This is a genomic window from Olivibacter sp. EAT-5 (assembly GCF_044784325.1).
Lineage (GTDB): Bacteria > Bacteroidota > Bacteroidia > Sphingobacteriales > Sphingobacteriaceae > Olivibacter > Olivibacter oleidegradans.
The window spans coordinates 6052733-6068442 of record NZ_CP173028.1 but is presented as its reverse complement, the minus strand read 5'-3'; the positions used below and the strand labels follow the sequence as shown (position 1 = coordinate 6068442).

At 41.9% G+C, this 15710-nt stretch carries 12 protein-coding genes; all 12 read right to left on the bottom strand.

From position 1 onward, the window contains the following. Positions 1–2 precede the first annotated feature (2 nt). The 12 genes from ACH11B_RS25535 to ACH11B_RS25480 all read right to left on the bottom strand — a co-directional run bounded on the left by ACH11B_RS25535 (position 3) and on the right by ACH11B_RS25480 (position 15635). Entirely contained in the window at positions 3–2078 is a 2076-nt protein-coding gene (locus ACH11B_RS25535) for a beta-L-arabinofuranosidase domain-containing protein (protein ID WP_377611112.1), read from the bottom strand. 19 nt (positions 2079–2097) lie between these two features. Further along, on the bottom strand, positions 2098–3705 hold the full coding sequence (locus ACH11B_RS25530; protein WP_377611110.1) for a RagB/SusD family nutrient uptake outer membrane protein: 1608 nt from the start codon (positions 3703–3705) through the stop codon (positions 2098–2100). An 11-nt stretch (positions 3706–3716) separates the two neighbouring features. Beyond that, complete coding sequence (locus tag ACH11B_RS25525) at positions 3717–6989, bottom strand: TonB-dependent receptor (protein ID WP_149106014.1); 3273 nt, start codon at positions 6987–6989, stop codon at positions 3717–3719. A 173-nt stretch (positions 6990–7162) separates the two neighbouring features. Then, on the bottom strand, positions 7163–8359 hold the full coding sequence (locus ACH11B_RS25520) for a FecR family protein (protein ID WP_377611107.1): 1197 nt from the start codon (positions 8357–8359) through the stop codon (positions 7163–7165). 91 nt (positions 8360–8450) lie between these two features. Then, positions 8451–9017, bottom strand: a complete 567-nt coding sequence (locus ACH11B_RS25515; protein ID WP_168204581.1) for an RNA polymerase sigma factor — start codon at positions 9015–9017, stop codon at positions 8451–8453. A gap of 118 nt (positions 9018–9135) precedes the next feature. After that, positions 9136–9789 carry a DUF1349 domain-containing protein gene (locus ACH11B_RS25510; RefSeq protein ID WP_149106011.1) on the bottom strand — a complete coding sequence of 218 codons (654 nt, stop codon included), beginning with the start codon at positions 9787–9789 and terminating at the stop codon, positions 9136–9138. Between the two features lie 53 nt (positions 9790–9842). Then, positions 9843–10331, bottom strand: a complete 489-nt coding sequence (locus ACH11B_RS25505; RefSeq protein ID WP_149106010.1) for a hypothetical protein — start codon at positions 10329–10331, stop codon at positions 9843–9845. A gap of 1 nt (position 10332) precedes the next feature. Continuing rightward, the gene (locus ACH11B_RS25500; RefSeq protein WP_149106009.1) at positions 10333–11487 is read right to left on the bottom strand and encodes a zinc-dependent alcohol dehydrogenase; all 1155 of its coding nucleotides are present in this window, start codon (positions 11485–11487) and stop codon (positions 10333–10335) included. 138 nt (positions 11488–11625) lie between these two features. After that, positions 11626–12807 carry a lycopene cyclase family protein gene (locus ACH11B_RS25495; RefSeq protein ID WP_130856785.1) on the bottom strand — a complete coding sequence of 394 codons (1182 nt, stop codon included), beginning with the start codon at positions 12805–12807 and terminating at the stop codon, positions 11626–11628. After that, complete coding sequence (locus tag ACH11B_RS25490) at positions 12770–13261, bottom strand: sterol desaturase family protein (protein WP_130856786.1); 492 nt, start codon at positions 13259–13261, stop codon at positions 12770–12772. Before ACH11B_RS25490 ends, ACH11B_RS25495 begins: the two co-directional genes overlap by 38 nt. 20 nt (positions 13262–13281) lie before the next feature. After that, positions 13282–14127: a phytoene/squalene synthase family protein gene (locus ACH11B_RS25485; protein WP_130856787.1), complete on the bottom strand. Its 846-nt coding sequence runs from the start codon at positions 14125–14127 to the stop codon at positions 13282–13284. Between the two features lie 8 nt (positions 14128–14135). After that, positions 14136–15635, bottom strand: coding sequence for an NAD(P)/FAD-dependent oxidoreductase (locus ACH11B_RS25480; RefSeq protein ID WP_149106006.1), 1500 nt, complete (start codon positions 15633–15635; stop codon positions 14136–14138). Between the last annotated feature and the right edge of the window lie 75 nt (positions 15636–15710).

Genomic DNA, 15710 nt, shown 5'->3' with positions numbered 1-15710 from the left:
TTTTAATTAATTACAGGGAATTGTGTGATTCGTAAGGTAGTGCAACCATAGGGAATCAAGGTGATTGGGATTTCTTCTTCCGCTGCTTCCGTAAATTGATGGGGAAGCGGGCCCGCCATGTTTTTATAGAGTTTCCACTCCGGAATTTTTTTAGCTTTGGTCTGAAGGATAATCGGTGCGCCGGATAAATTCCATGGATATTGACCGTTTGCCTTGTTCTTTATGACTTCAAAGCCGCTCTGAGGATCTGCGATCGTTTTCGATAGTAAACCGAAATTCCAATCCGATTTGGGATGCACTTCGAGGTAGTCGCCAAAATAGTCGCCGTCGTTCACTTTACGCCAATCCTCATCGATTTTCAACGCGTATACCAGCGGTCCGCGCTCTACGGCAACGGATAGTTCAGCCCAGCGACTGGTTTCAATTTGCATAGGCAAAACAAGGGTTATTTGATCTCCATTTTTCCAGAGGCGACTGATTTTTACGATGCTGCCTGGCTTAACCTCTTCATTACTTAGTTCGCCGTTTATCTTAATTTGTGCATTTTTTGCCCAATGTGGAATGCGTAGATGAAAAGGGAAACTTAAATCCTTTTTGCTATGAATGGTAAAATGAATACGCTCATCGAAAGGATAATAGGTGTCTTCGGAGATTTCGATGGGCTGTCCGTTTACTTGTGCTTTTACGTGGCTAGGACCGTACAAAAGCGCCGCTACGCCTCCGTCGGCCGTTTGATACCAGAGGTTTTGTACAAGCTTGGGCCATCCTTGGTGCATATTGGCTGTACAACAGGGATACCCCGTAAGTAATCCATAACATTGATCAGTACCTTGGTGCCCATCATCTTCGAAAAAATTACGTTTGGCGCGGGAAATCATAACTTGGTTTGCGCTTTGAAAATATTGCCGATAATTAAAGTCGTCCGTAGCTTGTGTAGGCATGGCATTATAGGCGATTTTTTCGATTCGATCGGCAAATTCCGTGTCGCCTGTAATGGTCAGCATACTTTCTAAGGAGAAGAGCATTTCGACCACCGAGCAGAATTCAATACCTTGCGTAGGCGCGTTCCCATGGAGAGGTTCGTCTCCACCGTACATGCCCTGCGCTTGACCGTGAAAGATAGCGATGTCATTAAAGGCTTTTTTTACTGCTTCGATATAGGTCGAATCGGGATGCTGTTGATAATAAATAACCGGTGTTTTAATACCTTGAGCAAGATTAACACAATGGAAGCTTTGCAACTGACCAACATGTAATTTATCGATAAGCGCTTGCTTAAATGGATAAGTATTGCCGGTGTTATATGGGTAGAGATGTTCAATACCATCCTGTTTTGTGCCGTAAGCGCCTGAAAACACCTTTGTATAGGGAAAAGTCTGTTGATAAATCAGATTACCTAAATCCAATAGAAAGTTTTCGCCCGTCACGTTGTACAACCAATAAACGACCATTAAATTGTCAGCTCCTCTGCGATTTCCCCAAAAAGACCATTGGTCCAAGGGATGCTGGGGAAGTTCTTGCAGCTGATATTTAAAATATTTAGTCAGCGCTTCAATAACGCGTTTATCGCCTGTGGCGCTGTAATATTGTTGGAGCACTTTTAGCATAACCATACGAGGCCACCAATCTTCTACGGGCTCTTTTTGAATACCGGGTTCGGGCTCTGGTTTTTCCGCAAGGGGTTTAGGTCCAAGATAACCGTCTTCACGCTGGTTGTTCAAAGTCCATTCAATCCAAGGTTTCACTTTGTTAATAAGAGCTTGGTCTTTCAAAATATACGCTAAAGGAAGTAAACCATCGACCCAATAGGGGCCTCTTTCCCACGCATCGCCATCGCCACCCAACCAGCCGTTTCGCGAGCCAATTACTTGCGGATAACGTGCATCCAAGTGTCCGGTAAGTCCGGCTTTCATTCGATTAAGTTGATCTGCCAGCCAACCCTTTGCTTGTATATTACCCAGCGGGAGCTCGAGGTAAGGATTAGGACGTAGGGGGCTACGATTCTGTACTTGCGCCTCGCTTGCAACGCCTAGGCCGAAAGCAAGAAGAATAAAACATATAACTTGTTTTGTTTTCATCGTTGTATGAAGCATGATGTTAGTAACCTTGGTTTTGTGTTAAATTAGGATTCGAGTTGATGGTCTGCTGCGGAATCGGGAAGATAATACGATAATCACCATTTGGTTTATGTGATAGCCAACTTTTGCTGGTAAATATGCCAAAGCGAATCATGTCGCGTCGACGGTGACCTTCCCAAGCGAATTCCCACCCGAGTTCATCAAGCATGCGTCCATATTGTATGGGTGCTGTGTTGCCTTCATCTATTATTTTATAATCTTCTACATAACCATAAGGATAGCGACTGTTCTGCTGCAGCTCACTACCGGTTACATTCGCTTTTTCAGGATTATTTCTGAAAGCCCGGTTTCTTACTTGGCTAACTAACATCGCTGCTTCATCTGCGCTGCCGTTACGCAACAGGCACTCGGCCTTCATCAGCAGGATATCAGCATATCGGAAGAACGGAAAATCATTATCTAAATTATGCATGGCCCCCATCTTGACGGTAAATTTATTCATCCGATAACCTTCTGATTCACCGGTGTACAATCCGTCCGGAATTGCTTTTGTGAATACAAGCGGCTTGCCAGCTTGATCGTATGCACCCAGAAGTGCTGTCTTGCCATCGGCGGCAAATTGAGGCCCCATCAACCAAGTGTCGGCTAAGCGTCCGTCAACAGGATCATAGCTGTCGATAAATTGTGGTACGGCCATGGCTGAACCGGAACCCCAAGGGGTGGCTTGCATATTCGCCTTGGCTTTTAGCGAGGCGTGCCAAGAAAACATATGGAAGAGAAAACCACCGCCAACAGTTTCATTGAAGGGAACGGCAAATATAATTTCCGGAGAATTTTCATTAAAGGTGCTAAATATCTCCCTAAAGTTGGTGTTTAGACTGTATTTACCAGAGCTGATCACATCATTGCATTGTTGTATGCAATCTTGCCAGGCGGGTGCACCACTGTAAACTTCTGCATTGAGATACACATTAGCTAACAGGGATTTCGCGGCCCATTTATTAAATCGACCATAGAAAAGCTGGTCACGATCTTCACTTAGTGCGGGGATGGCAGCGTTGATTTCCGAAACAATGAATTGATAAAGTTCAGCTCTCGACACTTTAGCCGGAAGCTGAGTGCTGACTGTTGTAACGAGGGGTGCATCGCCAAAATTATCACAAACGAGCCAATAAAAAAAAGCACGTATTACTCTTACTTCTGCTATGATGCTTTCTTTTGTTAATCCGTCACTTAAGGGAATTTTGTCCGCTTCAAATAAGCTTATAATGCGATTGGCGTTGATTACACCTTTATAGAAGCTGTTCCACATGGCACTCATTTGCTCGTTTTCTGAATTCCATGTATGTAAGTGGATTCTCTTGTATATGCCACCATCATCCCAACCAGAGGCATTAGCAGGCATGACCAACTCATCCGAGGAAGTTTCCTGTACGCCCGCCCAATTGTGATGGTCGAAAAGTTCACGCATATTGGCATAGAGAATGCCGGTTGCCTGATAAGCATTGGTGTAGGTTAACTGATCATCAGTTACCTCAGTATATAAGATTTCGTCTAGGTCATTGTTGCAAGCAGAGAGCATAATGACGAATAAAAAAAACGGTATATAATATGTTAGTGTTTTCATCTTTCAAGGACTTAAAAAGTTAAGAATGCACCCAAGGTGTAACTAGTAGTAGACGGATAACGATTTTTATTATCAATACCCGGAGATAAGCCGCTAATACTTACTTCGGGATCTATCCCTTTATAACCGGTAATGGTAGCTAGGTTCGAAATCGATCCATACAGACGTACGCGCTTAATGTATTTGCCGGTAGCCGGAAGATTATAACCCAAAGTGACATTGTCGATTTTCCAGTAGTCGCCATTTTCTATATAATAACTTACGTAATTAAGGGATTGATCATCGGCAAGTGGACGTTTGTCAAAGACGTTGTTATAGGCTGAATTGAGTAAATTACCGCGTGTAAGCATCACCGGGTTGCCATAGAACATTTCGGGCATATTCAAGATTTGGAAACCGAAGGCACCACGCATAGTAATATTCAAATCGAAATTTTTGTATACTATAGTGTTGTTCCAGCTTGCGTAATATTTCGGTAACCCATTGCCTATAATTTGCTTGTCATCGGCTTGTTGATTGGCTATGGGCTTTGGGTTGCCATCTTTGCCTTCAATAATCCAATAGCCGTTCTCATCAATATCAACGGTCTTAAATCCATAGAAATTGCCTATAGGCTGACCCACTTGCACGCGATGGGTACGTTGTTGAATCGGTTCACCCGTTTCTCCGGTATCAAAGTAACCGCTAGCGAGCTGGAAGTTCTCATCAGATAAGGATAAAATCTTATTACTGTTGGTGGAAAAGTTTACGGATGTACGCCACTGAAAGTCGCCCGTTTGCAGAGGTACACCGTTCACCTGCAACTCGACTCCCTTATTCTGCATAGAGGCTGCATTCGCTTGAATCGTATTGTACAAATAGGGTGGGGTAGGTACCGGATAATCCATTAACAAATCTTTTGTGGTTCTTCTGTAGTAGTCGACCGAACCGGACAAACGGTTGTCAAAGAACCCAAAATCAAGACCCATATTTAACTCCTCTTTCTTCTCCCAACGTAGATCGGGATTCGGATTTAGCGAAGGATTCACTACCTGAATCCATTGTCCATTAACAAGACTATAGGTATCAAAGTTAACTAGGCTTAAGGATTGATACGGATCGGGTGGTTCCGTACCGGTGATGCCGAACCCTGCCCGAAATTTTAGGTTACTAAGAGCTTTGACATCTTGGAAAAAAAGCTCGCGGATGGCATTCCACCCTACTGAAACTGCCGGAAAATTACCCCATTTGCTGTTTCGTCCAAACTTAGAAGACCCCTCATGACGAATGCTGGCCATTAGTAGGTACTTTTCTTTATAATTGTAGTTTAGTCTGAAAAAATAACCGACTAACTTGTTCTCGCTTTGTAAGGAATTCTCAGGCGCTTGTCCGCGTTTTAAGGCTAATCCGGCTCCCATATTGTTATATGAAAAATCATCCGTCGGAAAATCCCAGTTTTGCATCCAATAATCTTGGTAATTATTGTTTCGCCAACTGTAACCGATTAAGCCGGTAATTTCATGGTCTTTAATAATTGTATGGTAGTCAGCTGTCAATTCTAACAGATCCTCTTGCGTGCGTGTGGTGCCTCTGGAAGCGTAACCATTTCTTCCATCTCGAATGGTTGAGAAATGCTTCTTTGTTTCGTAGTAACCCCGGGTGCTATTATAAAGATCGCGCGAAAGTAAAAGCTTTACATGGATGTCTTGTGTAGGCGAATAAGTGATATTGCCAAACGTTCTGAAATTGTTGTTCTGAATGAGTCCCTGTGTTTCTTCCAAGAGCGCTACGGGATTCATATAGTCGGTTTTCTCTATCCGCTCTACCCATGTCCCGTTATCATCTTTTAGACGATCAGTCGGATTAAAAGTAAGTCCGTTTCTGTACACATCTCCTCGGAAGCTCGTACCGTCTGCGCCGGAAAAATATTTTTGTTGATAACCATTTATATTGGCATTCAATTTTAACTTACCGTCAAACATCTGATGATTAAACTCAATGCGTGGGAAAAGTACTTGGTTGTTCGACCTTTTGATAATACCTTCAAGATTTCTGTAATTTACATTAGCGATATAATTGGTTTTACTGTTTCCGCCTTTTAAACTGATATTATATACTTGTGAAATAGGTGTTTGTGTTATTTCGTCCAACCAATCGGTCTCGTAACCATAATCAGTAGCACCTGGCCTTCCCTCAGCCACCCGTTGACGGTATTGAGCAGCATCCATAAAATCCAGTCTTCTGGCAATACTTTGTGTGGTAAAATAGGTGTTGACGTCAATAGTTGCGGGTGTTTCCCCATTTACTTTTTTGGTGGTAATCAGAATAACCCCATTGGTGCCCCGTGTACCATAAATGGCCGCCGCAGAGCCATCTTTCAGGATATCGATGGACTCGATATCTTCCGGTGCAACGGTAAACAGCGTTCCGGGTACACCATCAATTAACACCAAAGGGGCACTACTGGCTAAAATAGAGGGTACTCCCCGGAGATTAACTTGAGCAGTTGCAACCGGATTGGCATCGGGTGATACTACACTTAGACCGGCAACTTTACCACGAATCAATTGTGCAGCGTCATTTACCGAACCTTGCACGAAATCTTCTGATTTAACACTGGCAATGGCGGTGGTAATTTGTTCGCGTTTTTGTGTGCCATATCCTACTACTACCACTTCATTAAGCGTATTCGCATCTTCTTTTAAGGTAATATCAATCGTGTTTTGGTTCTTAATGGGTGCTTCTTGTGTAACATAACCAATATAGCTGAATAAAAGAGTTGCATTTTCCTGAGAAATCGAGAGCTTATAAAGCCCATCTACATTGCTTGTTGTACCGGTGTTAGTACCTTTTATCTTTATACTAACGCCTTGTAGGGGTAGTCCTTTCTCGTCTCTCACTACTCCACTGACAAATTGCTGAAAGGTAGCAACGCTTTTTACTACCCGATGGATGCCTTTCAAAACAATCGTTCGTTGCATGATTTTGAATGATAGCGGTTGGTTTTCCAAGCTTTTTTTCAGTGCTTCTTCAATGGATACGTTTTTAAGATCGACGGTGATGGGGCTGGCTTTCTCTATATCCATCTTATCGAACAGAAAATGATACCCACTTTGCTGTTCAATTAACTTGAGGATCTCAGTGACGGAAGCTTCTTCCTTTTTTAAGGTTATCCCTTGACTATAACTTTTGGCACTGACCTGCATCAGGGCTAATAGTAGTATAAACGCAGTAAGTTTCATAGTCAATAATAATTGCTGCAGGAACGGCCGATCACATAGCGCGGCCTTTGAAATAAATTTCATTACTTTTGTTGTGTTTGGGTTAATAAATGTTGTCAGACCAATGTGGAAATAACTCCAAGCTTTTCGGAGAGTGGTACCAGCACTCTCCGTTTTACTGTCATTCTTATTGTTTTTATTCGCTCATCATGTTTGGGTTTACGTTATTGGTTAGGCTCAAAGACGAAGCTTTGCAGTTAGTTTTTAATCAAGACTTTTCTTCCTCGTATTTCGTAATTTACGCCGGTATAGGCAAGCATATTCATCAACTCAGATAGATTGACATTTCTGGAAACGCTTCCATTCAGTAATTTCTTGGATCGAACACCGGTATATTCCACTTCAATATCATACCATCTGGCCACTTGTTCCATAACGTGCTGAATACTAGCGTCCTTAAATATAAAGACGCCATTTTTCCAGGCAATTTCACTTTCTATGTCAGCATGATCAGTTATAGTAATGGTCTCATTGCGATGCAGTAATGCTTGTTGGCCCGGTTTTAACAACTTCGCCTGTGTCCCGCGCTTTATTTTAACTGCTCCGTTAACCAGGGTGGTTTTAACTACCGTTTCGTTATCGTAATCCAATAAATTAAAATCAGTGCCCAATACATGCACTTCTAAATGCCTACTAATCACTTTAAATGCCTTGTTTGAATGTTTAGCAATCTCAAAGTAAGCCTCACCACTTAATTCTACCTTGCGTTCATTGCCATGGAACTGCGAAGGAAATCGTAAGGAACTTGCTGCGTTTAACCAGACCTTACTTCCATCGGGCAGCCGTATTTGGTATTGACCCCCTCTAGGCGTTGCTACGATATTCCAACGCTGTGTTGGCGTTTCATCATTTTTTATTGTACCGGCATCAATGATGAGTTCTCCGTCAGCTATTTTCTTTATAGATATACCTTTCTCATTGGCTAAAAGGCCGTTCGGTGAGTCGTTCAGTATAATGGTAGTTCCGTCTGCCATTCTTAAGGTGGCTTTGTTTCCTCCCGGTAAAATATCGCTTTCCTTACTTGGCGCAGTGTTTGTCGTTTGCAAATTCAGCGGTTTGTTTTTTTGCTGAAGAATAAAAACGCCGAAAGCAAGTCCCGCTAAGACTGCCGCGGTAGCCGCAAGTTTGACATATAGGGACAGAGAATGACGCTTGGAGATGGGGCGCGCTACTTTCTTTCCTAATATTTGTTTGAGCATCTCTTCGCTTTTTAGCTTTTCTGCTAACAGGGGCGATACAAGAGTCTCATCATAGATGGCCTGTAACACTTGATCGATCTCTTCTTTCGGAAGAGTATCTAACAGTAACAACAGTTCATCTAACTCCTCACGATGAATACTTTTATTTAAAAAACGATTTAGCAAAAAATAAAATCTTTCTGAAACGCTGTTCATATTATTATAAATGGTTATGTCCCTTGCTAGCAAGCGAGACTATATAAAAGACAATAAAAAATAAAAAAAGGGGGTAGCGACTAGCGAAAAATTAAAACTTTATTTTAATGAGCAAAAAGAGAAGAAGGTAAATATGCTTTTTCAGGTAGCTGATAACCGTACCGGTTGCAAGTTTTAGGTAGCTTTTAACGGTCTCTTTAGAAATCCCCATTCGATCGGCTATTTCCGCGTATTTTAAGTGTTCATGCTTACTTAGCAAATAAACTCTTTGCTGTTGAGGAGGAAGCGTATCGATCGCCTGATCAAGCAAAAGATGATAGTTTGTTAACTCATCTTCGCTAAACAGCCTACTGTGTTCGTGTTTCCAGTGTTGGCGGACTGCTTTTTCTTTTACCGCCTGCTTTAGACAATTGAGGCTATGGTTCTTCGAAACAGTAAATAGATAGGCTTTAAAATTTTTAACAGCGGTTAATTGCGCTCGGTTTGTCCATATTTTGAGAAAGACATCCTGCACAATTTCCTCCGTAAGCTCATAGGAGTCTGTCAGCTTATAAACAAATGTAGCCAGGTGTAAATGATATTGACGAAAAAGAAGCGAAAAGGCGTGTTCATTGCCCTTTGATACTTGTAATATCAATTCTTTTTCCTCGAAAGCCACTAGGTCTGCGATTTGGTTTACTGCAAACAAAAATAGGCAATCAATGCAGAATTCCAAGCATTGGCGATAATCATTGTCTAATAAATTAGAAAAGGAAGGATATTTTTAATTCTTGCAATTATTCTGAAGCGTTCTTTTTCAACCACTCAATCCGACGTTGATCAGGTAAATGCTTGACGGTAAATTCTTCGAACTTGGCGGTAAAACCATCGCCATCGGGACAAGCTGCCATCAAACCAACCTGCACAGGCCGATTGTCCTCTAAGGGAGCGTTGCGCAGCATGATATAGTTTTTGTCGTCGAAGGAGTAAAAAAATTCAATGGCATCCAAGCGTCTTATCGCTTTTATCCAAATGTGAGGCGGGATTTTTTCCAATCGTACCACACTCCAATCGCTTTTTCCGTGCGTTACTACCGCACTTACATTGAGTTTGCCATCCACAAATTCGACCCCCGCCTTGATCCAGTTTTCATGGTCGGTTCGGATCATTAAACCCATTTGATCAAAGCGCGCCTGGTACTGGCCAATGAGTTTCACCTTCGCTTCGAATTCACCTCCATAGTTAGCATAATAAAAAGGTGCGTCATCTACGGTAAATCCGTAATGCGAAACTCGCCAATAATCACTTTTAGGGGTCACCTCCATCGTGAATTGTCGACCATCTATTTTCCATTCGGCGGGCTCATTAAACCAAGTCATTTTTTCGAGGGTCTGAGCTTTAGGTGCGAGCGGTAACAAACAGAATAAAGGTACAAGGGCGAATATTTTCATAATGATGCATTTGAGCACCAAAAATAGGAAAAGCCTTGGGGCAAAAAAATAAATTACCGCTTATTTTTTCCGTGTCGAAGAAGAAGGATTAGGCAGCTTGTTATCACCACAACCGTTGCCGCTTTTTTAATGACACCGTTTCGATCATGTTTCCAACGTGCTTTATACCCTTTCTCTGCAAAGATGTTTGGGATATGCCCACGGCGTAGGTCGTCAAACAAGCCCTCTATCACATCAATCCGGTCGGCCAACAATAAGGGTAACCAATGGCGGTATCGATTTTCGCTGTATCTGAAGGCAAAACGTCTAACGATTCCACTTAAACCTTTTGGAGGTAAGGTATTGCCAAATACAGCGCTAATAGTTGGCCTTTCGTTAGAGTGGAGGATTTCCACGTCCTTTACCTGTAGACTTGGGCGGTCCCAATGAGTACGAGCATGGTCGTCACCTGTATAGTTTTTTAGGGGGTAAGTAGGTTCGTTTTCAGGATCTGCGTCGATACCCCAACCTTTTATGTGTGAATAATCCTTTGTCTCTTTCATATTATATTTTTGCTTTGGGTGGTATGAGTACAGGTTTTATGCAATTGTCTAACTTAGATGAAAACATACGATAAGCGTCGGATACCTCTTCCAATGGTAGCCGATGTGTGATAATGCCTTTGGGATTTAACCGCCCTGCCATAACATGATCTATAAGCTTAGGTAATACGCGTTTTACGGACGCTTGGTTAGCGCGAATGGTGATGCCTTTGTTTACTACGTTGCCGATGGGGATCAGATTGTCGGTAGGTCCGTATACGCCTACAATGGATACAATGCCTCCTTTTTTAACCGAATTGATTGCCCAATGAAGTGCCGTAGCCGAACCTGCTTGCAAGAGCAATTTTCTTCCAGTGATGGTTTGCATGGCATTACCGGCAGCGTCGCCACCAACAGCATCAATACACACGTCAGCACCAAACCAATCGGTTGTTTTTTTAATGAAGAGAACCGGGTCTTCCATCGAGCGAAAATTATAAGCCTCGCATTGTGCGTAATTTTTAACGAATTCCAGTCGATATTCCAAGTGGTCAATAACGATAACACGGCCGGCACCGAATAGCCAGGCGCATTTTGCCGTCATAATACCTATTGGCCCGGCTCCAAAAATAACTACTGTATCACCCTTTTTGATGCCTCCCATCTCGGCTGCCTGATAGGCGGTAGGCACCACATCGGCTAATAATACCGCATCGTCCGGATCCATCTCGGGAGGTATGCGGGTCGGTCCGACATTAGCGTAAGGGACACGGACGTACTCCGCTTGTCCACCATCGTAACCACCTGCTGTATGCGAATAACCGAAGATACCGCCAACAGCAGTTGCTTCAGGGTTTGATTCATGACAATTGCCATATAATTCCTGTTTACAAAAGGCACATTTACCGCAAGCTATATTGAAGGGTACAAGCACATGATCGCTAACCTGAATTTCGGTTACTTGCGATCCCACTTCTTCTACAATGCCGATAAACTCGTGGCCAAAAGTGCTGCCGACGCGTGTATCGGGTACTAGTCCATGATACAAGTGTAGATCAGAACCGCATATGCAGGAGCGAGTAACTCGAACAATAGCGTCCTCTGGATGTAGGATTTTTGGATATGGTTTTTCATCAGTCCGGACTCTAAACGGTCCTCGGTAGTTCATTGCTAACATAAATTCGGTGTTAAATATAAACATCACTAGCTATAGCACTTAACAGGAGAATGCAGATGAAGTTTTCCTTGATTGACGAAACCGTATTTTTACGTAATCGTATAAATACGGTGGATCATTTATATACAGATTAATTGCTTACTTATCGCGAACGATCTCTCGCCAAGCCATTCTTAAAAAAAATAAAACTGGCAGTTTGCGGAAAATATTAATTTCTTGCCAAAGTGTGCTTTGGTTCGCTAAAAATTTGAACATGCTGTTAGCGTTATTTCGATGAAACATACTAAAAAATAATGAGGCGCCTTTTTCTGGAAATTCTTTAAGGATTCGTAACATAACGCGGTCATAAAAAAGAAAACGTTTAGCCTGAAGCTTATGGAAGGGAAGTGGCAATCGGTCTTGTGCGAGTTGTTGAACGATGTGTTTGACATGTTGTTGCACAAAAGTGAAGGTATAGCCTGAAGATGGCTTGCTGCAACCACCCGCTGTGCCAATTGGAATGATGCGATTTGACGGACTCCCAAACGCATAATCGGTCATCGGAATGACGCCGGTCTCTTTGCCTAATACATTAAAACTAAAAGTGTCAATATGTTCGTCAATATATGTGGTTAGTAATGCTTGGAGGTATTGATCGGAATAAATTTGTTTACTGAATATGGTAAACTCAACAAGCGCCTCATGTGCTGTCTTGGGTAATACATAGCAAAAAGATACATGTGTATCTTGTGTCGCCCTAAAGTCCATTAAACACGCTTTTTGCGGATCGAAAATCGGCTCTTCACTTTTTATAAACCAACCTATAAACTGTTGATAAAGTATGTGCCCTTTGTGTCTCTCTAATTCAGCCAACTGGAAACGACTATCGAATACAAGGGGCGCAAAAAATAGTCCCTCCTCCGTATGAACAGCGACTGTTGTACCGAGGTCTTTGCAATCGACTACATCGCGAGATAGTAGATGGATGTTTTGCTGTTTACGAAGTATATTGAAAACGTAACGCCGATAGTCATCTGAATGCACCATTTTGTATTTCATAGGTGCTAATTCTTTTGCTAACTGACGTGTACCCTCGTAAAAGGTAGCAATGGACCACGTTTTACTAACTAAGCTATCCCACCAATCAGCACCATTTTCCCAAAAGCACCAGGTACGCCCCTGATATTGCTGCTGACTTTTTTCCAAGAGTAAGATACGCTTACGACCCGTTATTTTATTCTTTAGTAGGCTCACAGCTAGACTTAATCCAGCTAGGCCCGCACCGATAATAATGTAATCGAAGTTATTGTCGCTGGGCGCTGTTGTTGTTGAGATCGTCATCACGTTTTATTTTTGCTCGGTATTTTTTTTCAACGTATAAAAATCCAAACGACTCCCCGTTCTCCGGACCAAGATGTTTATGGTGCATTTTATGTGCCCAGCGGAGTTGCCTGATGTAGCGATTTTTTGATCTGGTAAACCATTTTACACGCTGATGGATAATGATATCATGAACAAAAAAGTAAGCTATACCATAAAGCAATATGCCTGTACCTAGGCAATAATACCATGGATTTTCTCGCATATGGCCAAAATAAAAGCATAGCATACTTGGAATGGAAAAAATAAAGGCAAACCAATCATTTTTTTCCAGTTTACTGTGATTAGGCTCGTGATGATCGCGATGAAGCGACCATAAAAAACCATGCATTACGTAGCGGTGAGTTGCCCAAGTAATAGGTTCCATGAGCACAAAAACAAGTATAGTCAACCCGATATATAATAACATATCCATTGTTTAAACTAGTTAAAATTCTATTGAAATCCAAGGCGATTACCAACTTTGATTTGTAGTAGAAGAAGCATTTTTTTTATTGGAGGAACACTTACTCGGCTTGATAGCAATTGTTCAGGCGTGATCCCCTTAATTTTCTGAAAGAGGCAGAAGTAATATTTATAAGCTACCAATACTCCAAAGCGGGCCTTTGCCGGCAATTGGAGAATGCCCGCGTAAGCCCTTTCAAAATCCTTCGAGATGTCCATCTCTATTAACTCCTTCTCCGACCGGGAAAGGCAATGTAAATCAATCTGGGGAAAATAACTTCTTTCTAAATTCTTTAAGTCGTCTGCTAAGTCGCGCAGGAAATTGACTTTTTGGAATGCCGCACCAAGTGAAGTGGCGGCTGGTGCAAGCATTTTTGCTTGCTCATAATTGCCATCACAGAACACCTGAAGACACATCAAACCAACTACTTCGGCCGATCCATAAATATAGCGGCTAAGCTCCTCCTTTGTGGTCCAATCTTTTTTTTCCAAATCGGAGTGCATGCTGTCAAAAAATGCTTCGATTAGTTCATGCCCGATATTGTATTGATTTACAGTGAGCTGAAAACTCTGTAAAATTGGATTCAAACTTATTTTTTGATCTATTGCGTCGAAAGTGTCCTTTTTGAACTGCGCTAACAATATGGCCTTGGGATAATTATGAAAGGTATCAACAATTTCATCGGCTAAGCGGACAAAACCGTAAATTCCATGAATCGGCGCATGTAATTCTGGATGAAAAAGTTTGATTGCCGACGAGAAGGAGCTACTGTAATTAACCGTAATCGTTTTGCTGCAAAGATAACTGGTCGAATTAAAGAGGTCAATTGTATTCATAGATTTCGCTAGCTAATAATTACTCCTTTTTGTTTTGCCAAATACTGATCTGCTTGCTCAGCCACCATTTTGCCAGATAGTATGGACGGTGGAAGCCCGGGACCTGGGACGGTCAGTTGACCACAGTAAAAGAGATTTTCTACCTTTTTGCTCCTTAAACGAGGCTTGCCAAAGGCTGTTTGCTTGAGTGTATTCGCTAAACCGTAGGCATTCCCTAAATATGCATGATAGTCTGTTATAAACTCTTGAATACTGTAATCCTTATAATAAATTACGTGATCGGTGATATCCGTTTTAAGGTGGTGCTCTAAACGGCTGATTAGATGTTTGAAATATTTCGCCCTAAGAGAAGGGTCATCTCCTTTTAAACCAGCTGCTATCGGCACCAACAAAAATAGATTTTCGCAACCTGAAGGGGCTACGCTCGGGTCACTTACAGATGGAGCGCACGCGTAAAATAAAGGTTTTTCCGGCCACGATGGATTTTTATACAGAGAAGAAGCGTGATTCTCAAAATCAGTGTCGAAAAACAGATTGTGATGATTTAAGTCGAGTCGCTTATTAATGCCTATATAGTATAACAGACAGGAAGGAGCCATCGATCGGCTTTCCCAATACTGTTCACTATATTGTTGATAATTTGCGGGAAGAAGCTGCTCGATGTGATGATAATCGCCGGCGCCTATCACTAAATCGGTAGATAAACGTTCGTCATAACTGTTTAGATAGTTTGCTTTTCCTAATGAAACTTCAATGTGGTCGATATCGACATTAAAACGAAACGTGACACCCAGCTCGAGGGCGAGCGCATAAATAGCGCTGACGATTCGGGACATACCTCCTCTAGGATACCACGTTCCAAGAACAATGTCGGCATAGTTCATAAGACTATACATCGCCGGAATTTTTTCAGGCATAGCACCTAAAAAAATAACTGGAAATTGCATTATTCGCCTGATTTTTGGGTGCTCGAAATATCGGTTCACATGCTGCTCCATATTGCGAAGCGGTTGTAATCGTCGCAAAAGTGTGTAAATATCCTTACTTAAGAATTCGTCAAAACGTAAAGCGGGTTTTAACGCAAATCGATGCATTCCTATTTCGTACTTCTCTCTGGCATCTTTTATATAATAGCGTAATCTTCCAGCACTACCTGGTTCCAGTTTTTCAAATTTTTCACCTAAACCTTCAATGGATGATGGCACTTCGAATTTGCCATCATTGAAATACACACTATAGGAAGGTTCTAAACGAATCAGTTCATAGTAATTACTAATCTTTTTTCCAAAGTCCGAGAAGAACTGCTCGAATACTTCCGGCATCCAGTACCAACTTGGCCCCATATCGAACGTAAATCCTTTATTCGTAAAATTTCTGACGCGACCGCCAGGCTCTAAATTTTTTTCATATACTGTCACTTGGTAACCTTTTTTTTGAAGATAGCAGCTGGCTACCATTCCCGAAATACCCGCTCCTATAATGGATATGGATGGCTTTTTATGCGTCATAAGGATGAATAACTAATTTGTATGTAATAATACAAAAAATCAATAAATAAGTTTTAAAACATACTAAAATCTTTG